The organism is Nocardiopsis alborubida, from assembly GCF_012396365.1.
GTDB classification, from domain to species: domain Bacteria; phylum Actinomycetota; class Actinomycetes; order Streptosporangiales; family Streptosporangiaceae; genus Nocardiopsis; species Nocardiopsis alborubida.
This window is the reverse complement of sequence record NZ_JAAXPG010000019.1, coordinates 100,873-119,863: the sequence shown is the minus strand read 5'-3', so window position 1 is coordinate 119,863 and position 18,991 is coordinate 100,873. Positions and strand designations below refer to the sequence as shown.

At 65.2% G+C, this 18,991-nt stretch carries 19 protein-coding genes and 1 pseudogene; 7 read left to right on the top strand and 13 right to left on the bottom strand.

Annotated features, from left to right (window positions below; translation table 11 throughout):
* Window positions 1-149: 149 nt before the first annotated feature.
* From HGB44_RS20100 to HGB44_RS20070, 7 genes are all read right to left on the bottom strand, one after another.
* Entirely contained in the window at window positions 150-377 is a 228-nt protein-coding gene (locus HGB44_RS20100) for a hypothetical protein (protein ID WP_061078244.1), read from the bottom strand.
* Window positions 378-527: 150 nt separating this feature from the next.
* Window positions 528-1,502 carry an STM4015 family protein gene (locus tag HGB44_RS20095; protein ID WP_061078245.1) on the bottom strand — a complete coding sequence of 325 codons (975 nt, stop codon included), beginning with the start codon at window positions 1,500-1,502 and terminating at the stop codon, window positions 528-530.
* Between the two features lie 152 nt (window positions 1,503-1,654).
* Window positions 1,655-2,662 (bottom strand): STM4015 family protein, encoded by a 1,008-nt coding sequence (locus HGB44_RS20090; protein ID WP_061078246.1) that lies wholly within the window; start codon window positions 2,660-2,662, stop codon window positions 1,655-1,657.
* 157 nt (window positions 2,663-2,819) lie between these two features.
* The gene (locus HGB44_RS20085; RefSeq protein ID WP_061078247.1) at window positions 2,820-3,833 is read right to left on the bottom strand and encodes an STM4015 family protein; all 1,014 of its coding nucleotides are present in this window, start codon (window positions 3,831-3,833) and stop codon (window positions 2,820-2,822) included.
* A 115-nt stretch (window positions 3,834-3,948) separates the two neighbouring features.
* The gene (locus tag HGB44_RS20080) at window positions 3,949-5,406 is read right to left on the bottom strand and encodes a PQQ-binding-like beta-propeller repeat protein (RefSeq protein ID WP_168444075.1); all 1,458 of its coding nucleotides are present in this window, start codon (window positions 5,404-5,406) and stop codon (window positions 3,949-3,951) included.
* A complete protein-coding gene (locus HGB44_RS20075; RefSeq protein ID WP_061078248.1) occupies window positions 5,403-7,859 on the bottom strand; it encodes a TPR repeat region-containing protein in 2,457 nt (818 codons plus the stop codon). Before HGB44_RS20075 ends, HGB44_RS20080 begins: the two co-directional genes overlap by 4 nt.
* A 41-nt stretch (window positions 7,860-7,900) precedes the next feature.
* Complete coding sequence (locus HGB44_RS20070; protein ID WP_231972201.1) at window positions 7,901-8,239, bottom strand: hypothetical protein; 339 nt, start codon at window positions 8,237-8,239, stop codon at window positions 7,901-7,903.
* Between the two features lie 493 nt (window positions 8,240-8,732).
* Between HGB44_RS20070 and HGB44_RS31625 the strand changes: the two genes are divergently transcribed.
* The 4 genes and pseudogenes from HGB44_RS31625 to HGB44_RS31615 all read left to right on the top strand — a co-directional run bounded on the left by HGB44_RS31625 (window position 8,733) and on the right by HGB44_RS31615 (window position 11,587).
* Window positions 8,733-9,191 carry a restriction endonuclease gene (locus HGB44_RS31625; RefSeq protein WP_061078249.1) on the top strand — a complete coding sequence of 153 codons (459 nt, stop codon included), beginning with the start codon at window positions 8,733-8,735 and terminating at the stop codon, window positions 9,189-9,191.
* Between the two features lie 30 nt (window positions 9,192-9,221).
* Window positions 9,222-10,295, top strand: coding sequence for a DEAD/DEAH box helicase family protein (locus tag HGB44_RS31620; protein ID WP_394354065.1), 1,074 nt, complete (start codon window positions 9,222-9,224; stop codon window positions 10,293-10,295).
* Between the two features lie 6 nt (window positions 10,296-10,301).
* Window positions 10,302-11,021 (top strand): annotated as a pseudogene (locus HGB44_RS32855) (helicase-related protein); the annotation flags it as partial.
* Window positions 10,925-11,587 carry a type ISP restriction/modification enzyme gene (locus tag HGB44_RS31615; RefSeq protein WP_394354064.1) on the top strand — a complete coding sequence of 221 codons (663 nt, stop codon included), beginning with the start codon at window positions 10,925-10,927 and terminating at the stop codon, window positions 11,585-11,587. The pseudogene HGB44_RS32855 and the gene HGB44_RS31615, both read left to right, overlap by 97 nt.
* A gap of 65 nt (window positions 11,588-11,652) precedes the next feature.
* Here HGB44_RS31615 and HGB44_RS20060 read toward each other — a convergent pair whose 3' ends face one another.
* Window positions 11,653-12,138, bottom strand: a complete 486-nt coding sequence (locus HGB44_RS20060) for a 4a-hydroxytetrahydrobiopterin dehydratase family protein (RefSeq protein ID WP_231972202.1) — start codon at window positions 12,136-12,138, stop codon at window positions 11,653-11,655.
* 113 nt (window positions 12,139-12,251) lie between these two features.
* Window positions 12,252-12,803, bottom strand: coding sequence for an ATP-binding protein (locus tag HGB44_RS20055; protein ID WP_061078302.1), 552 nt, complete (start codon window positions 12,801-12,803; stop codon window positions 12,252-12,254).
* 227 nt (window positions 12,804-13,030) lie between these two features.
* Between HGB44_RS20055 and HGB44_RS20050 the strand changes: the two genes are divergently transcribed.
* Both HGB44_RS20050 and HGB44_RS20045 read left to right on the top strand, forming a co-directional pair.
* Window positions 13,031-13,891 (top strand): helix-turn-helix domain-containing protein, encoded by an 861-nt coding sequence (locus tag HGB44_RS20050; protein ID WP_061078253.1) that lies wholly within the window; start codon window positions 13,031-13,033, stop codon window positions 13,889-13,891.
* Entirely contained in the window at window positions 13,888-14,139 is a 252-nt protein-coding gene (locus HGB44_RS20045; RefSeq protein WP_061078254.1) for a DUF397 domain-containing protein, read from the top strand. Before HGB44_RS20050 ends, HGB44_RS20045 begins: the two co-directional genes overlap by 4 nt.
* Window positions 14,140-14,241: 102 nt before the next feature.
* Here HGB44_RS20045 and HGB44_RS20040 read toward each other — a convergent pair whose 3' ends face one another.
* A complete protein-coding gene (locus HGB44_RS20040) occupies window positions 14,242-15,189 on the bottom strand; it encodes an ion transporter (protein WP_082768163.1) in 948 nt (315 codons plus the stop codon).
* A gap of 538 nt (window positions 15,190-15,727) precedes the next feature.
* On the opposite strand from HGB44_RS20040, the gene HGB44_RS20035 reads away from it, so the two are divergent.
* The gene (locus HGB44_RS20035; protein ID WP_061078256.1) at window positions 15,728-16,279 is read left to right on the top strand and encodes a thymidine kinase; all 552 of its coding nucleotides are present in this window, start codon (window positions 15,728-15,730) and stop codon (window positions 16,277-16,279) included.
* Between the two features lie 78 nt (window positions 16,280-16,357).
* On the opposite strand, the gene HGB44_RS20030 is transcribed toward HGB44_RS20035, so the two are convergent.
* Genes HGB44_RS20030 through HGB44_RS20020 form a run of 3 tightly spaced genes read right to left on the bottom strand, consistent with a single transcriptional unit; the run spans window position 16,358 to window position 18,972 of the window.
* Window positions 16,358-17,116, bottom strand: a complete 759-nt coding sequence (locus HGB44_RS20030) for a hypothetical protein (protein ID WP_168444074.1) — start codon at window positions 17,114-17,116, stop codon at window positions 16,358-16,360.
* Window positions 17,109-18,287, bottom strand: a complete 1,179-nt coding sequence (locus tag HGB44_RS20025; protein WP_082768164.1) for a C40 family peptidase — start codon at window positions 18,285-18,287, stop codon at window positions 17,109-17,111. The genes HGB44_RS20030 and HGB44_RS20025 overlap by 8 nt, the downstream gene beginning before the upstream one ends.
* Before the next feature lie 4 nt (window positions 18,288-18,291).
* On the bottom strand, window positions 18,292-18,972 hold the full coding sequence (locus HGB44_RS20020) for a hypothetical protein (RefSeq protein WP_061078257.1): 681 nt from the start codon (window positions 18,970-18,972) through the stop codon (window positions 18,292-18,294).
* Window positions 18,973-18,991: the final 19 nt, after the last annotated feature.

Genomic DNA, 18,991 nt, shown 5'->3' with positions numbered 1-18,991 from the left:
GGCACGCGGAGGCCTCGCCGCGCACGGAGCGCAGAGCCCCGGCACGCGCGAAGGCGCCCCCGGTCGGGACCGGGGGCGCCTTTCGGTGCCGGGATCAGAAGACGGGCGGAGTCAACCGCCTCGGCTGGTGGATCCGCTTTCGCGGTGCCTCAGCCGTTCTCCTTCTTGATGCGCTCGACGAGCATCTTCTTGCCCTGGTCGCCGGCCTTCTGGTTGTTCTCCTGGATTCGGCGGAACCACGTGGCGAGCTCGTCGTCGCCCTGTCTCTCGGCGTCCTTGATGTAGCCCTCCAGGCGCCAGACGTTCTCCAGCGACTGGTGGACGGCCCAGACCAGGTTGTAGTTCTTGTCCTTGAGCGGGCTCTCGGGCTCAGCCATGACAGCCTCCTCGGTGTCGTGTCTTTCCGCTGCCGGAATCCCACTGCCCAACCCGCCCGCGGGTACACACAGCGACGGACGATGACGCACAGCCCTTACTCCACCTCGGCCGGGCCGGGGTCTCGCGGTCCGGGCCGCTCGCCGGCCCGGCTACTCGGCCGCCGCGGTGTAGTACCAGAGGCTCTCGGCGTACTCCTTCGGCTCCTGCCGGTCGGACAGGTCGACGTCGACCCCGAGTCCGTCGAACTCGTCGTACAAGCGCTCCTCCATCTCCTCGCTCAGGTAGTGGTGGTGCAGGTCGAGCCCGCGCAGACCGGCGAAGGCGTCGGCGCGGTCGAGGAGCACCCGACCGCCCCTGTCGGTGAGACAGCCCAGGGACAGGTCGAGCACCTCCACACGCCGGACGACGGGAGCCCCGGCCAGTACCGGGATCCACTCGTCCAGCCTCTGGGCGTTGCGCACCCCCAGGTACCGCAGCCGGGGGAACACCTCGCCCGAGAGCACCGGCCCCAGGTCCGCCGGGGTGGTGTCGCCGCCGTAGTCCTCCATCCCCAGCCACAGCTCCAGGTGCTCCAGCGCGGGCAGCCCCGAGGAGGCCACCTCGCGGGCGACGAAACCGGGCAGGCCGCCGCTCCGGAGGGTGAGCGAACGCAGCGCCCCGTGCGAGGGCACGTGCAGGTGGAGGGAGCCGTCCACGCCGTCGGCGCCCTTGGTGGTCAGCTCCTCCAGCAGGGGAAAGGCGGCCAGCAGCGGCGCCATGTCGCCCTGGCTGATCCAGGACAGCTCGCACTCGTCGGAGGTGATGTCGCCGACGAAGACCGAACGCAGGTTCGGCAGCGACCCGGCGTGCTCGGCCAGCGACAGCAGGAACTCCTCCGGGCCTCCGGCGGCCGCGTCCCAGTCGCCGATGACCAGCGCCCGCACCTGCTCTGCGTCCACCAGGGACAGGAAACGGGCGACGTACTCCCCGATCACCTCGCCGTCGTACCGCAGGCGCCAGGCCGTGGGGGCGGGGTCGTGCGGGTCCCCGCCCTGTCTACGGATCTGCTCGGTCCGTTCCTCCTCCGTGCCGCTGGCGGGAAACTCAACCACGGACAGACCCGCGAACTCGGTGAGTTCGGGCATAGGAAATCCCTTCGGAGGGGTGGGTATGTCCCCCATGCCTAGCAGTCGCAGGCGGCAGACGGAAACGGGCGGAGAGCGGCCGGGGCTCCGGGAACCGCTCACGGCCGGGCTGGCCACCGCTGTCAGCCCGGCCCCGGCCGTGAGCGGTCCGGTTACTCGGAGACCGCGGTGTAGTAGTAGAGCTCGTCCTCTTCCTCATCCTCGTCCTGGTCGGGCTCCAGCCGGTCGGACAGATCGATCTCGACCCCGGACCCGGCGAACGCGGCCCGCACCCGCTCCTCCATCTCCTCACTCAGGAAGTGGTGGTGCAGGTCGAGCTTGCGCAGACCGGAGAAGGCCTCGGCCCGGTCCACGAGCACCTCGCCGCCCCGGTCCGTGAAGATCCCCAGCGACAGGTCGAACACCTCCAGGTGCTTGACGACGGGCGCCTCGGCCAGTGCCGCGATCCACCCGTCCGCCCCCTCGGCGTTGCGCACGCCCAGGTACCTCAGCCGGGGGAACGCCTCGCCGGAGAGCACCGGCGCCAGGTCCTGCGGGTAGGTGTCGCCGCCGTAGTCCCACACCCCCAGCCACAGCTCCAGGTGCTCCAGCGCGGGCAGGCCCGAGGACGCCACCTCGCGCACGACCCGGCCGGGCAAACCCCCGGTCTCCAACGTCAGGGACCGTAGGGAGTCGTGCGAGGGCACGTGCAGCCCGAGCTGGCCCTGCACACCGTCGGCGCCCTTCACGGCCAGCGCCTCCAACCGGGGAAAGGCTGCCACGAGCGGCGCCAGGTCGGACTGGGAGATCCAGGAGAGCTGGCACTCGTCGAAGGAGATGTCACCGACGAAGACCGAGCGCAGGTTCGGCAGCGCGTCGGCGTGCTCGGCCAGCAGAGCCGCGGCCTGGTCCAGTCCGTCGGCGGCGTAACCCCACTCACCGAGGACCAGCGCGCTCACCCGCTCGGTGTCCACCGTGGACAGGAAGCGCGCGAAGTACTCGGGGCCTTCGTCCCCGGGGGTTCTCCGGAGGTGCTCGCTGGTCCGCAGCCGCCAGGCAGTGGAGGCGGGGTCGCGCGGATCCCCGCCCTGCCAGCGGATCCGTTCCAGCCGTTCCTCCTCCGTGCCGCTGGCGGGGAACTCGACCACGGGCAGACCCGCGAACTCGCTGAGGTCGGGCATGGGGACTCTCTTCTCAGGTTTCAGGGGGCGAAATGCTCCCCATGCCTAGCAGTTTCGGATGACAGACGAGGACGGGCGGAGGACGGGCGGGGCGCCGGAAACCGCATCCGGCCGGGGCCACCGCTGGTCAGCCAGGCCCCGGCCGTGAGCGGACCGGCTACTCGGACACCGCGGTGTAGTAGTAGGGCTCCTCGTCCTCGTCGTACTCCTCCCTGTCCTCGGCGTCCATCCCTACGTCCAGGTCGAGTTCGACCCCGGAACCGGCGAACGCTGCCCGCACCCGCTCCACCGTCTCCTCGCTCATGAAGTGGTGGTGCAGGTCGAGCTTGCGCAGACCGGAGAAGGCCTCGGCCCGGTCGACGAGCTCCTGGGCGCCCTGGTCCGTCAGGATGCCCAGGGACAGGTCGAGCACCTCCAGGCGCCTGACGACGGGCGCCTCGGCCAGCACCGGGACCCACTCGGCCCACTTCTCCGCGTTGCGCACCCCCAGGTACTTCAACCGGGGGAACGCCTCCCCAGAGAGCACCGGCGCCAGGTCCTGCGGGGAGGTGCTGCCGCCGTACTCCTCCATCCCCAGCCACAGCTCGAGGTGCTCCAGCGCGGGCAGCCCCGAGGACGCCACCTCGCGCACGACCCGGCCGGGCAGGCCACCGCTCTGGAGGGTGAGGGAACGCAGCGCCTCGTGCGAGGGCACGTGCAGCCCGAGCCGACCCTCCATACCGTCGGCGCCCTTCACGGTCAGTTCCTCCAACCGGGGAAAGGCGGCCACGAGCGGTGCCAGGTCGGGCTGGGAGATCCAGGAGAGCTCGCACTCGTCGAAGGTGATGTCACCGAAGAAGAGCGAGCGCAGGTTCGGCAGCGCGTCGGCGTGCTCGACCAACAGGTCCGCGGCCTGGTACAGGCCTCCGTCACTGGCATAGGACCATTCGCCGATGACCAGTGCCCTCACCCGCTCGCCGTCCACCTCGGACAGGAACCGGGCCAGGTAGTCGGGACCCTTGTCCTCCGGGATTCTCCGGATGTCCTCGCTGGTCCGCAGCCGCCAGGCCGTGGAGGCGGGGTCGTGCGGGTCGCCGCCCCGCTCCCGGATACGTTCGAGCCGCTCCTCCCGCGTGCCGCTGGCGGGGAACTCGACCACGGGCAGACCCGCGAACTCGCTGAGGCTGGACATGGGGAATCTCTTCTCATGCTTCAGGGGGCGAAATGTTCCCCATGCCTAGCAGCTCTGGATGACAGACGGGGGTTCGGGAGCCTTGAGGCGCGGCCTCCACCAGCACCGGCCTCGGTCAGGGAACGAGACCGACAAGACGACGGGATAGCCCGTTTCCCGTCTTCAGGTCCTCTGTGACCACCAGGGCACCAGGAGCGATGACCATGTCTCCCGGATCGGGGTTCGGTGCGAAACTATGTGACCTATCTTCGTTTGGACGCCTCTCCACTTTGATTCCCAGATCGATCGCACGCGTTTCCCCATCGTCCCAATCAGTGACCATCAATTGCGCTTGCCCCCAGGACAAATCATCGGTCGCCTGCTCGTTGACATCCAACCATGCGACCGATTCCTTCAGAGCCAGGGTAAACCGCCCCTCCCACCGTTCCACAGGACCCGGAACAGTTACGGACTGTTGAACTTCACCAGACAGGTTTGAATAGGAGTACTCGTACTCCCCCTCGGAAACCCTGCGCAAACTTACGATGGCTTCCTCAAGGATTCCGATCGCTGTGTCATCCCGACCGGTGAAGAAACCCGTGTCCGTGAGAGTCTCTCCGGTCACCGGATCCAGCAACCATTCTTCGTAGTAGTTGGTTCCTACGGCGACTGCTGCAACCATGCCCGACTCAGGTTCGACGACAATATCAAACGGCGTGAGGTCGATTCCTGCGTTCGCTTCGAGTTCATGACGCCATAGCTCAGAGCCGGTTTCGATGTCAATTCCGATCAGGGCAAGCGTGTGGTCCTTAACCCCACTCAAACCCCCAGGTTCCAGGACACTCTCATCCACAAAACTACTGGACAGAATCAGCACGCCACGCGATACCACAGAACTCCTGGCGACGAAAAACAGTTCTTCGTCCCCGCTCTGCTCCGGAGACGTACTCCAGAGCTCTTCATCGTTCTCCAACCCCAGGGAGACAACCTCACTCTCCCCCTGTTCATCATCTCGGTAAATGATCCGAGAACTGTTTGAAAGAACACCCAACTCTTCGTCCACTGATGTATACGAAGAGATCCCAAACCCATCGAAGGGCATCTTGGCGAACTCTACGACTTGAGTCCCCTTGATCTGGCCGGTGGAAGCATCAAGAAGCACGACCTCATAGAGAGGAGGGGGTTCCTCTTCGCCCTCGGTTTCTCCGTCGTGAGCGCCGTACGACACAGCAACGGTTTCCCCGTCTGGAGTGACGTTCATGCTCGCCGCTCTTTCGCCCAGACGCCTGTACCTCCAGAGCTCTTCTCCAGATTCTCCACTCACGCCGACGACGCCGTCGGAAACGTACACAGAAAGACCATAGGACGTGGGACTAACGTGCCTGACGCTGGTTTCCTCCGGAGAACTCCACGTCCAGCCGACAGATCGCACGTTCGCCGGCACCTCAAGGGCTTCGGCAGGCTCGGAGAGGGTGACATGATCAACCTCAGGATCCCCCCAGCCAGGAAACACAGAACACGAGGCCAGCAGAGGAGTGATGAGCAGAGCAAGAAACGGAATACTCTTTTTCGCTCTCGCGGTTCTATTCATCATGAGATACCCATGACACCTTCCATTGCCTCCATGAAATGGTCGAAATGCGTGCCCACATTAGGACTCCCTGAAGGAACTGGCATATCTTGTTGCTCGACAATTGTCCATGTACTATCCCTGAGGGGGCGAGTTTCAGGGTCGCCCGGACCCCACTCGCCCCAATCCCTGATGAAATCTCCATTTTCATCGACCATTTCATCCGGAATATGTCCATCCCCCCCGTCAGTTGAGTCATAAAACGCCTCGAGGGCGGAATCCAAGAGGATCGCATCAAGCCTTGATGAAATGTTATTATACATCTGCCCATTGCTTGGTGGGTTCACATCCCGAGAATTCAACTGTTCTTCCGTGAACATCTCCTTGAGGAACATCTTCACTGGCTCCGCGGCGAGTGCTTCAGGGATCCCTGCCGCCATCATGTCGACAACGTAACCTGCATTCTTATTCCAATTCATGATATCAGCGTTATGGCTATCAATACGGTCACCCACAGCGTCAGCCATACCAAAGCCTACAGAATTCCACAGGATTCCGACTTCTCGCCCTGGCTCATAATCTTCTCCAAATTCAGAATCGGTGAAGTACTCATACATATTATTCTGCGCGTAATCTCCAGCGGCCTCAAACATGCGCACCGTAGCCTCCCCGTCGCCTGCGATCAAGCTCGTGAAAGCCGTGCGTCCATCTAGACCTATAACCAGACCCTGCTCAGAACTGTAACTGGTCTCTATCTCATCATTGATACTGTTACTTCCATCCAGGATGTCAAGGCTGGCAAATTCGTCGATGTAGGCTTCGAATATTCCAGCAAAACTATCCGATATCTCCGGGTTCAAGAGTCCCATCGGCGCTTTTCTCCAGGTGAACTCCTCGCCGTCCGGCCCCTCACCCACCACGTCGTACTCGGTGCTGCTGAGCTTTTCCTGGGCATCCGGATCGGTGATGATGTTGATCAGACCCTCGAATGCCCGGTCAGCCCGCTCCTTGATCGCGTCGTCGCCTGAACCACCGTCTTCGGCGATCCAGTCCGTCAGTCCCCTGACGGCTTCGCCCCCGTGGTCCCAGTCATGACTGAACAGGGCCGCGACCAGTGCTGCTTCGTCGGTCCCGGCCTGGCTTCCGGGACCGACGAACTCCACCGGGTGCCGGTAGCTCTCTCCGTCCGGGTACTCACCGGTCAGGATCGTGTAGTTGGCGTCCGTGTTCTGCGTGGCGAACTCCAGCATGGTCCGCAGGGTCTCCTCCGCGGCTCCCCCGGTGTCCGTGCTCTCAACGGCGCCCGCGACGGTACCGATCGCGTGAGCTGACAGTTCCGTGCCGCCCTGGAGCGGATGACCGGTCTCCTCCTTCGCCGTCTGGTTGGCGCTCTCGAACATCTCCGTCAGCGTCTCGAAGTCCCCCGCCCAGTCAGGCGAATAACCGTTGCTCAGCGCTGACGTGGGACTGTGCATCCTCGGACCCTCGATCGTGTTCCTGACGACCTCGGGCAGGTTCTCGTAGCCGCCGCCCATGCGTTCGTCGGAAGCGGCGAGGACGGAACCACCGATCACGGCCAACAACTGGTCCCGCTGTTCCTGTGACAGGTGCTCGCTGTCACGGATGGCCTCGATCGAGTCGAAGAACTCGTGCTCCTGCGCGTCAAGGTTGGAACCCGAGGTTGTCCCCTGGCCGCTTGACTCCGACGCGTCCGCGTCATTCAGGTGAGCGTTCAGATCATTCAGGATCTCCAACTCACGTTCGGTGAACTGGCCACCGTTCTCCTGTTTACGCGCGACATACGCCATGAAGGCATTCATCAGTGCGAGGTTCTCATCAAGCCGCTCCAGAGCAGCCTCGTCGCCTTCCGCGGCGAGCTGGATGGTCTCGCCTATCTCGGAACCGTCCATGCCGGGTGGGACCGCGAAGTAGTCCTCGTCCCCCGTGACGACATACAGAATCCCACCGGGAACATCTCCCAGGTGCCCTGCTTCGGTGAGAGTGCGGATGTGCTCGGGTGTCGGACCGTCCGCCAGCATGTCGGACACTACTGCGGCCTGCTCCTCCAGTGAGGCCCACGCCTCGTCAGCCTGCGGCTGGTATTTGTCGACCGAGGCCTGCCTCTCGGAGTCGGTCTCCGCTCCGGCTATGTCATGCCTGAAGTTCTCTTCGATCTCCTCGGCCCGGTCGTTGTAGTTCTGCACTGCCACGCGATAGGTCGAGATGACCCCCACAGCGTGGATACAGGCTGTCAGAGCGCTGCTCCAGGCCTCTTCGTTCTCGTCCACCGCCGCCATGATGTCCTCAGACACCAACTCGGAGAACTCCGTCGCGGTCGTGTTAGCCACGGCGTTGTAGGTGGCGGATTTCCCGCAAATGTTCGAGTACATTTCGTCGAACCTCTGCTGTTGACTCTGCAGCAGATGGACGCTGACGTCACACTCTTTGATGGAGATCTGGTAGTTTTCGTCGGCCATGGACGCGTCTTCCAATTATGGTGGGGGAGGGGGAGGGAAATCTAGAACTGCTGTGCGTTGACCGCGCGTCCGAGGATGGGGGAACTCGACGTCGAGCGGTATTCCCATGCGGCCTCACTGTCGGTCCGCTCGCCCTCTGAAGCCGCCGCCTGGATGTTCGTGGCAAGAGTCCGAGCATGTCCCTGGACATCCTGCATGTGCGTCTCCTGCTCGGTTCCGAAGGAACCCCATCCCGTCACGCCCGGCGCATGGGTCATGGTCGTCTCGACGTCTTCCACGGCTTCGGTCCAGTCGTCAGCGAGGTCACGGAGCCTGGAGGCGGCGGTGAGGGACGCGTCTCCTCCAGCGTAGGCCTCAGTAGCGTTCATACCGACTGCCATGATCTCTCCTGAACTTCGCTCTGCATTGACCTCACATGCAGCAGGCCAGCAGTCTCGGAAGCCGTTGGCCCTGCCATGGTCGGCACTGTCTATGTGCACACCCGAGCAGAAACAGTGGGTAATGTCCCGAATGCCGGATGTCGACGACACTCTAGCTTTCTGAGGGCAGGCTGAGACGCGCGGACGCCCAGGAGAAGCAGGACGATCGTGGCCGCATCCGGACAGCTCTTGTGAACACGACCGGTGAACCCACTGGCCTCCACGGCCTCCACGGCCTCCACGATCTGCGGCAATTGACTGAGCCGCTGAGTAGGAAACGCCGCGTTTCGCTCCGTGTGGCGGAGGCAACGCCGGGCACGGGTTCGCGTCCCGGTCCGGGCCGAACCGGGCAAGGGTCGGCCGTCCGCACGGGAGACTAGGCTGGCCGGGACCCCCATGCGGACGCGGCGCCCCCTCCCGCACGCCGACAGCGGTACGGAAAGCAGGGCGCGCAGTGGCCGAAACGACCAGCCCCTCCAGGACGGTGCACGACATCGTCGCGCACATCCGCGAGATCTCGACGAGCAACCACCAGCGCGGCACCCTCTTCGAGAACCTCATGGTCGCCTACCTGAGCACCGACCCCACCTACGCCAACCGGTTCGACAAGGTGTGGCGGTGGGCGGACTGGCCCGACGCCCCCGACCGGCGCGACGACGGCATCGACCTGGTCGCCAGGACGGTCGAGGGCGGCTACTGCGCGATCCAGTGCAAGTTCTACGAGCCGCAGCACACCCTGCGCAGGGAGGACATCGACTCCTTCTTCACCGCCTCGGGCCGGGCCCCCTTCACCGAGCGCATGATCATCTCCACCACCGACAAGTGGGGGTTCAACGCCGAGAAGGCACTCGACCAGCAGGTCAAGGTGGTATGTCTGGGCCTGGCCGACATCGCCGACAGCCCCATCGAGTGAGAGCGCGTCTGGCCCGCGCTCGACGCGAGGATCGAGCTCCAGCGCACGCCCCCCAACGAGCTGCGCCCCCACCAGGCGGAGGCCGTGGACGCGGTCTTCGACAACTTCGCCTCACTCGACCGCGGCCAGCTCATCATGGCCTGCGGCACCGGCAAGACCTTCACCTCGCTCAAGATCGCCGAACGCCTGGCCGCCGAGCGGTCCGCGGAGGGCGAGGGCCCCACCCGGGTGCTGTTCCTGGTCCCGTCCATCTCCCTGCTGTCGCAGACCCTGCGCGAGTGGTCCGCCCAGTGCCAGACCACCCTGCGCAGCTTCGCGGTGTGCTCCGACACCAAGGTCGGCAAGAAGGCCGCCGAGGCCGACTTCCAGGACATGGGCACCCATGACCTGGCCCTGCCCGCCACCACCGACGCCGCCAAGCTCATCGAGCAGGTCGAGCGCACCGCGACCGGCGAGGGCCTGCAGGTGGTCTTCTCCACCTACCAGTCCATCGCGGCCGTGCACGGGGCGCAGAAGGCCGGACTGGGCGACTTCGACCTCATCATCTGCGACGAGGCGCACCGCACCACCGGCGTCATCCTGGCCGGGGAGACCGAGTCGCACTTCGTCAAGGTGCACGACAACGACTACCTGCGCGCCGACAAGCGCCTGTACATGACGGCCACGCCCCGGATGTTCGACGACAAGACCGCGAGCACCGCCGAGGACAACGACGCCGTCCTGTGCTCGATGAGCGACGAGTCCCTCTTCGGCCCGGAGTTCCACCGGCTCGGCTTCGGCGAGGCCGTGGAGCGGGGTCTGCTCACCGACTACCGCGTGCTCATCCTCAACGTCGACGAGACCGCCCTGTCCTCGACGCTGCAGTCCCAGATGGCCGAGGACAGCGAGCTCAACATCGACGACGCCGCCAAGATCGTCGGCTGCTGGAACGGCCTGTCCAAGCGGGCCGGACACACCCCCGAAGGCGAGGGGTTCAAACCGGGTGAGGCCCCGATGCGCCGGGCGGTGGCCTTCGCCCGCAGCATCGCCGAGTCCAAGCACATCCGGGACAAGTTCCCCGCCGTCATCGACGAGGTCAACGTCGAGCGCGACGAGCAAGGCTAGGCCCGCCTGAGGTGCGAGGTCCAGCATGTGGACGGCGGGTTCAACGCCCTGGAGCGCAACAAGCTCCTGGAGTGGCTCAAGGCCGACCCGGGCGAGGACACCTGCCGCATCCTGACCAACGCCCGCTGTCTGTCGGAGGGCGTGGACGTCCCCGACCTGGACGCGGTGCTGTTCCTGCACCCGCGCAACTCGGTCGTGGACGTGGTGCAGTCGGTCGGGCGCGTCATGCGTAAGGCCGAGGGCAAGGAGTACGGCTACATCATCCTGCCGGTGGGCATCCCCACCACCGGGAAGCCCGAGAAGGCGCTCAGCGACAACAAGCGCTACAAGACCGTCTGGCAGGTGCTCCAGGCCCTGCGCTCCCACGACGACCGGTTCAACGCCACCGTCAACCAGATCCACCTCAACCGCAACAAGCCCAAGAACATCATGGTCGGCTCGGTCACCGTGGAGGACTTCGACAGCACCCGGGAGGGCCTGGGCGGCCAGGGGCGGGACGGAGGCGGCGAAGGCGCGGACAGCGCCAGCGGGGCCGACCAGGCCGTGCAGGACATGATCGCCTACGACTGGAACCAGCTCCACGAGACCGTCTACGCGCGGATCGTGACCAAGGTCGGCGAGCGGCACTACTGGGAGGACTGGGCGGACGACATCGCCACGATCGCCGAGCGCCACGTCACCCGGATCACGGCGGCGATCGCCGATCCGGGGTCGGAGAAGGCGCAGGCGTTCCCGAGGTCAGCAAGGACGACATCTTCTACTACGTCTACGGCCTCCTTCACTCCCCCGAGTATCGCAGTCAGTTCTCGGCGGACCTCAAGAGGTCCCTACCCCGTGTCTCCAAGGTCGCGGACTTCCACGGCTTCGCCGACGCCGGGCGCAAGCTCGCCAAACTGCACATCGGCTACGAGAGCGTGAAGCCGTACCCGCTGGAGGAGAAGGTCACTGGCCCCACCCCGACCCCGCTCACCGAGCTGTACCGCGTGCAGAAGATGAAGTTCAAGAGCAAGGACGACCGGTCCACGATCGTCTACAACAGCCGGGTGACCGTCAGCGGTATCCCCGAACGCGCCTACCGCTACCAGCTCGGCGCACGGTCGGCCATCGAGTGGATCATCGACCGCTACCAGGTCAAGACCGACAAGGCCAGCGCGATCGTCAACGACCCCAACGACTGGTCCGAGGATCCCCGCTACATCATCGACCTCCTCGGGCGCATCGTCACGGTGAGCCTGGAAACGGTCGACATCGTCGAGGCGCTGCCTCCCCTGGAGATCCTGGACGCCTGCTGACAGCCCAGGGGCCCGCCGTTGCTGCTCCCGTACCGCTGGGAGCAGCAACGGCGGTCCGAGTCCGGTCAGGCGGGCATGGAAGCCCGTGGGCGTGCGAAGGGACGGCGGCCGGTGCGGGCGTTCCTACGGATCCGCTGGGAGACGGGCACGGGCTCGGATGTGTGTCCGACGGACGGCCTGGCCCAGGAACGGGTGACGGGCGGGTCGGTGTCCAGGGTGCTGTGCGGTCGCAGGGCCAGGAGGAGGGCGTCGATGTCGGCGGCCTCGGTAAGTCCGGCCGGGCTGGCGATCCAGAAGGACTGGGTGGCCTCACCCCACCAGATGGTCAGGTCGCGGTGGCGGGCCTGGACGGCGGCGGCCTGGGCGTGCTCGTGGGCGAACTCGGCGCGGTGACCCCCGAGACGCGGAAGCTGCTGGGCGCGGCGGGTCCGGCAGGAGGGGTGGTCACAGACCGGGCAGACCGGACCGACGAGCGGAGTGCGGCGCGGGAGTGGCCGGGAGATGGGGCGAACCTCTTCGGAGGGGCGGGGCAAGGGGATAGGGTTCTTCATCAGATCCTCTTTTCTTACTTATGTCTGAGTTGGTTTTGGGGATTCAGGGCCCGGGAGAAGCGGTGGTGCGCTCTCCTGGGCCCGTCTTGCGTCTCAGGTCAGTCGATGCGGGTTCAGTCGCCGGATTCCCACTGACTTCCGGTCAGGTCGTAGGCCAGGTAGAACCACACCGTGCGGAAGTGGGCGTTTCCGTTGTCGCCCCACTCGGAGGCGAAGGCGTTGACCATGGCCAGGCCCCGACCGGATTCGGCGTCCAGGTCCAGCCCGTTCGCCCGGGGCTCCAGGCGGGCGTCCTTCTTCCTCAGGCCGCCCCGGTCGCGGCAGGCCAGGTGCAGTCCGGTGCGGTGGCGGTGGACGAGAAGGGTGTAGGTACCGCCGGGCTGACCGGAGAGGCTGTGGCGGATGCTGTTGTTGGCGAGTTCGCTGCCCAGCAGGGTGAAGAGGTAGCGGTAGTCGGCGGACTTCGCGGCGGCGCAGGTATCCAGGAACGCCCGGACCAGAGGCATCACGGCCGGGGTTCCGGCGAAGTCGTAGCGGCGCAGCCGGTAGTTGGGCCGCTCGGGCTGGCTGGAGAAGTAGTGGCGGTGCGCGGGCCGGATGAAGCTGGTCAGCGGGACCGTGGCCTCACCCAGCGCGGGCATGGGCAGCGGGGCTTTCGCGGGCATGACGAACACACTCCTTGGCATGGCAGGTCATGAGCAGGGGTTTCGCGGTGCCCGTCGAAGGAGTCTCACGGTTGACGTGATGCGCGGCACGGGCAAGTCGTAGCCTGAGCGGCAGGAACCCTCTGTGATGAGCCGATCACTTGCTACACCTCTATAGTCATACTCAGAATCTGGGTTGTCAACGGCTTCACTCAGAATCCAGCCAACTTAGGACGTAGAATCCCCTCATGCAGAGTCCGATCAGCCCCTCCGTACGGCGTCGACGTCTGGCCCGCGAGCTGCGACGTCTACGCGAAGCGCACGGTCTCAAGCTGGCCGCAGCCGCCAAGGACTCCAGAGTCCCCCTGTCAACGATCAGCAGCATCGAGAACGCGACAGCAAGACGGATAAGGGCACGTGACATCGATGCGCTCGCAGACCTCTACAACGCCTCGGAAGAGATGCGGGAAGCCCTGCATGAACTGACGCGCGAGTCCAAGGAGTCGGGGTGGTGGTCGCGCTACAGAGACGTCTTCGAAGGCAACGCCCTCCCAGACTTCGAAGCCGAGGCATCTTTGATCCGCCGCTTTGAGGGACTGATCATCCCTGGGTTGCTCCAGACTCCGGCTTACTCTGCTGCGGTCTTCCGTGCCGGGCGCGTCTTGGAGGAGAGCGAGGTTGGCCGCCGCGTCCAAGCCCGAATGGAGCGGAAGAACATCTTCAACCGGGTCAAGCCCCCACATATGATCGCGGTCATCGATGAAGGCGCTCTACAGCGAGCCATCGGTGGCCATGAGGTGATGCGTGAGCAACTTGAGCACCTCAGGAACATGGCCCTCCGTCACCACATCGATATCCAGATACTTCCCTACCAGGCAGGCGCCCACCTAGCTTTGGCTGTCCCCTTCACCATCTTGGACTTCCCTGCCGCAAAGGACCCTTCCATTGTCTACCTGGAAACCGTTACAGATGACCTCTATCTGGACAAACCAGAAGAAGTAGAGGCATATAGTCTGGCTTTCAGTAACGTTCAGGGGGTTGCACTCTCCACCACCCTGTCTTTCGAGCTCATCGAAGATGTCCTGGAGTCTCTAGAAAGCGCACGATGATCACCAAGCTTGAGTTCCGTAAGAGTAGCTACAGCGCACAACGACAGGAGTGCGTCGAGGTCGCCCACATCCCCGCGAACTTCAGGAAGAGCACATACAGCGGACGAGACGTCGACTGCGTGGAGGTCGGCGACCTCCCCTGCGGCGCCGCCATCCGCGACTCCAAGCACCCGGACGCCGGACACCTCCCCTTCCCCGCCCCCGAGTGGACCACCTTCCTCAACGCCGCTCGCGGCCGGAAGCTGTAGGTACCCCACACCTTCCCGTCCTCCCCGCCACCCTTGACCCGCAAGGCGTGACACAGACACGCAGACACCCGGAAGCCCGCCCCCGGGCCTCCGGGTGTTTCGCTACAGGGAAGCGGAAGGCGGCGGCTGCGCCGCGTCCCCGTTCCCGCGCCTGACGGGCTCGGCAGGTTCACCGGGCTGGATCGTCTGGACGGCCTGGGCTGTCTGAGTCGCCTGGTCTGCCTGAACGTTCCCCGGAAGGCCGTCAGTGCCTGGGCCCGTGTCCCGCTCTCGCAGCATGCGGTCCAGGCGCTCGACCTGCTGCCCGAGTTCGACCAACCGGTTCATGACCGCCTCGTGCTGGACCTCCTCCAGCTCCTGGTCCTCCGCCCAGCGGACCTCGCTGATCTCCTGCTCCAGGGACGTGACGATCACCGCGATGACCAGGTTCAGCATGATGAACGCCGTCAGCACGATGTAGCACACGAAGAAGATCCAGGCCGTCGGATGCTCCGCCAGCACCGCGTCCGAGACGTCCGGCCAGCCCTCCGTCGTCATCAGCAGGAACATCGTGTACAGCGACGTGCCCAGGTTGCCGAAGAAGTCCGGCACGGCCTCACCGAACAGCTGGTGGGCGATGATCGCCGAGGTGTAGATGACCACCAGGAGGAGGCCGATCACGGTCCCCACCCCCGGCATGGCCTTGAACAGCGCGGTGATGATCTGCCGCATCTGCGGGACGGCGGTGATCACCCGCAGGATCCGCAGCACCCGCAGGATGCGGAGCACGGCGAACGGGCCGGTGGCCGGGATCACGGAGATCGCCACCACCAGGAAGTCGAACCAGTTCCAGGCGCTCCGGAAGAACCGTCCCCGCCAGGCGTGGATCTTGAGCAGCATCTCGACGACGAACACGGCGACGACGACGTACTCAACGATCACCAGATACGGAAGGGCAGAACCCCCATAAGTCATCCAACCCAAAATCACGGCATTGACCAGAATCACCGCGAGCATGATGTTGGAGAACCACCGACTCTCCACAAGCCTGGTGATCTGAGCACGCCGCAATGCCACTTCCCCCTTATCAATTCCACTTCCGAGTGATTCGGACATGGGGCACCAAATATATCGAAGTGGACTCAACTCCTGTGCGGCGCACCTGCCTTTGATCGGGTGCGTACGGCTTCGCGCTCACATCAGTCGTCACCGCCCCACCCCGTGCCCACGCTTCACGGAAGGCACACCCTCACTGGTTCGGCCGGTCTCCGGGAAGGCACCGGAAGAGGAAATAACTGGTGCCGTATCCCACATCACTACTTTCGGCCCGAACAATGACCGAAGGCGGTAAGACCGGAAACACCGCGTCCGTCGAGGCGCCCCGTCCGAGCGGGAGGGCCTTCCCGACGAGGAGGACGTGGGCGCGAGGGGTCGCGGGGGAGGCGTGAGAGAGGCGTGAGGGAGTCGCGAGGGCGCGTAGGCGGGCGAGCGGTGGTTCGGGAGGCCACGCGCGTCACTGGTATGTTCACTGCTGGCCACGGCAGGAAGCCCGACACGGTGACGAGCCCGAGCCGTCGACAGCGCCAGCGCCCGCGACACAGGAAGAGACATGGCGGAGCTGAAGTACTTCACAGGTTCGATGAACTCGGGCAAGAGCACGATGGCCCTCCAGGAGCACCACTCACGCGGTGGCGAAGGGGTGCTCTACACGAAGCAGGACCGTGCCGGAGCGGGCATCATCTCGTCCCGTCTGGGCCTGGAGTCCCCCGCCGTGGAGGTGGGCGACGACCTGGACCTGTACGACGACATCGCCGACCGCAAGGCCCCCTACGTCATCTGCGACGAAGCCCAGTTCCTGTCCGACAAGCAGGTGGGACAGCTCGCGGGCGTGGTGGACGGCATGCGGATCGACGTGTACTGCTACGGGATCCTCACCGACTTCCAGGGGCAGCTGTTCCCCGGCTCGAAGCGCCTGGTGGAACTCGCCGACAAGATCGAGGTCCTGCCGGTGTCCGCGCGCTGCTGGTGCGGCGGTCGCGCCACCCACAACGCGCGCGTGGTGGACGGGGTCATGATCTACGAGGGCGAACAGGTGCACATCGGCGGCAACGAGTCGTACGCGACCCTGTGCCGCCACCACTTCATGGCCGGGGTCGCCTGATCATCCCGCAGCCGTGGATGCCCACGGCCGCCCGGGCGCCGTAGCCGCAGGAAAACCGACGGGCTCCGCCCTGTCGTCTCACGCCGGGATGAGGTTCTGCAAAGCCAGATCGAGATGAGCTTCGAACTTGGCCACCTCATTCTCGAAGTGCGCAGGGGTGTTGTCATCCTCCGAAACCATGGAGAACTGGAGGACAGCGCTCCTTTTTCGAGCTACTGCTATGTACTCAGACCCACCGCCAGGAGTCGACCCATAAACATAATAGGCCTGATCCAGGAAGTCTAACTCCTCGCCTTCCTGGAAACCAGACAGTGAGGCTTGAGCTTCGTCCCTCCATTCCTCCAGGTCACTTTGGGATAGTTGGTCTCGACCACCATCTGGGGAGAAGATAATCGCGCGGTAGGAGAACTGGAACTCCCAAGGAGTGGTTGCGGCGACTGTTGGATGCACGACACCGGCGCACTCGTCAGAGCGGACCAGGTTATCCTCTGTCGAATCTCCACCTTCAATAGCCGTGTCTACTGGACCTTCGGAATCTTCATCAAGGTTAAGGCTTACCCCTGATATCGAAGGCAGAGATATACGACAGAGGTCGAACTTATCCGCCACAAACTCGTCTCGTGGCGAAGTAGTTTCAGCTGCTCCTGCCTCGGCTGCCCCCTGGGGTTGCTCCGTATCCCCAAAGCCCGAAGACAGAGTCGTCAGGAAGCTACCGAGGAGTGCAATAACGACGCCGAAGACCCCGAAGGCCGCCAGGGTCCCACACCCGAAAACCGCCCCGGCGGCCTTCCACCCGTGCAGCCCCTGCTTCCTTGGCGGCGCCTTCTCGTCAACCACGACTGTCCTGTGCCTCCAACTGGGCCTGCACGTCCGGGTGCTCAAGCGGACGGGTAAAACCCATGACATCCGCACGATTGGGGTCATCGTACTCGCGCACCGCGATCGGGCCACAGTTGGTGCACCAGGCCTCGACCATCAGCCCGTCACCGATCACCATTCCCACGTGTCCCGGGCCGGGAGGCTCCCCCGCCCGACTCACATGGAAGAACACCAGGTCGCCGGGCTGTTCCTCTCCCGGTGAAACCTCGGGGCCGAAACCCCACTGGTCCTGGGAGATCCGCGGAATGGTGACGCCGATGCTCTCGTAGGCCTTCTGCATCAGGCCGGAGCAGTCGAATCCGTTCGGACCGACACCACCCCAGATGTAGGGCTTTCCACGCTGGGCCAGGGCCCAGTCGACCACGGCCTGGGTCAGCTCGTCCGGGGCGCTCCCGATCGGTGCGCCCTGCGCGTCGAACTGGCAGGCGACCGCGCTCTCGATGGAACCCGACGTGTCGTACTGCCCCTCCGCGTACTGCTGCGCCCACTCCAACACGTCGTCCACGTACCACCAGGCGTGGTTGTAGCCGTAGATCGCCTGCCGGACGTCCTCCTTCAGACCGTGGGCGATGAGGTAGTCGGCTGCGGCCGGGATCGCGTCGGCGGGGTCGTAGACGCTGACGACCCCGTCGTCGTTCCCGTCGACGCCGTACCCCTGCTCCGGGCGCTCGTCCACGGGCTGCACGGGCTCGCCGCCCCAGCTGTTGCCCGCCGCCGAGCCGTCCAGGGAGCCGAACTGCATCGGTCCGGCCGCGCCCCAGTCGTTGTGCCCCTCGGTGATCCCCGGGCCCTCCCAGCGCCCGTGGTGGGACTCCACCTGGCCCACACCCGCCAGGATGTTCCACGGGATCCCGCGGTCCTCCCCGACCTCCATGTAGATCTCCAGGTAGTTCTCCGGGATGGAGTTCATCGCGTAGCCGCTCGCGTCCGGCTGCTCGGCGTCCGCATCCGGTCCGCAGACCAGGCCGTTCGCCATCATGGAACCGATCTGCTGGGTGGTGTTGGTGATCACGGGGATCACCAACATCGCGAACATGGTCATCAGGGCGACCGTGACGGCGACGGCCGCGCCGAACCACAGGCCCGCGGCGCCCCTGTCAGAGGACCTGCGGGTGAAAAGGGAGATCACGGGGTCACTCCTCCCCTCCGAACTGTCCGGCGTCGGCGGGCTGGAAGTCGAAGACCCTCCAGGAACCGCCGCTGCGCACGACGGTGACGGCGAACTCGCCGAGGTTCTCGTCGAACTCGGCGTCCCCCGTCTCGGTGATGGACTGCGCCGTCACGACGAAGGTGACCGAGTCGGCGTCGAAGGTCCGTACCGAGTCGACCTGGGCCCGCCCCTCGGAGACCGCCTCGGCCTCGGACATCTCGCTCCAGAAGGCGCCGACCCTGCTGGTCTCGGCCAGCACCCCGGCGAACTCGGGGGTGGCCAGCTCCTCCATCGAGGCGTAGTAGGACTCGGGGGACTGGGTGTAGTCGATGGTTCCGTAGGCCTCGGCGAAGGCGCGGGCCGCCGCCCCGGCCGCCTGGAACTCCGCCTCCGTGAAGGGGAACCAGTCCAGGACGTCCACGTCCTCGGCTGCGGTGGTCGGGATCGGGCTCGGCTCGACCGTGGACAGCCCGTCCGGGCCGCCGGGGCCGCCCGGGGGTTCCTCCTGGGCGGTCCCGGGGTCCGGGGAGGCCGCGGAGGGATCGTCGTCCTCCTCGGCGCCCCCGAAGCCTCCGAAGCTGAGGTAGAGCCCGAACACGACCAGCACGACGATCAGTCCGAGGAAGACAGCCCGCTGGGCGCGTTCGGGGAGAGGGTTGGGCATCGCTTCGGGCCTTTGTTCG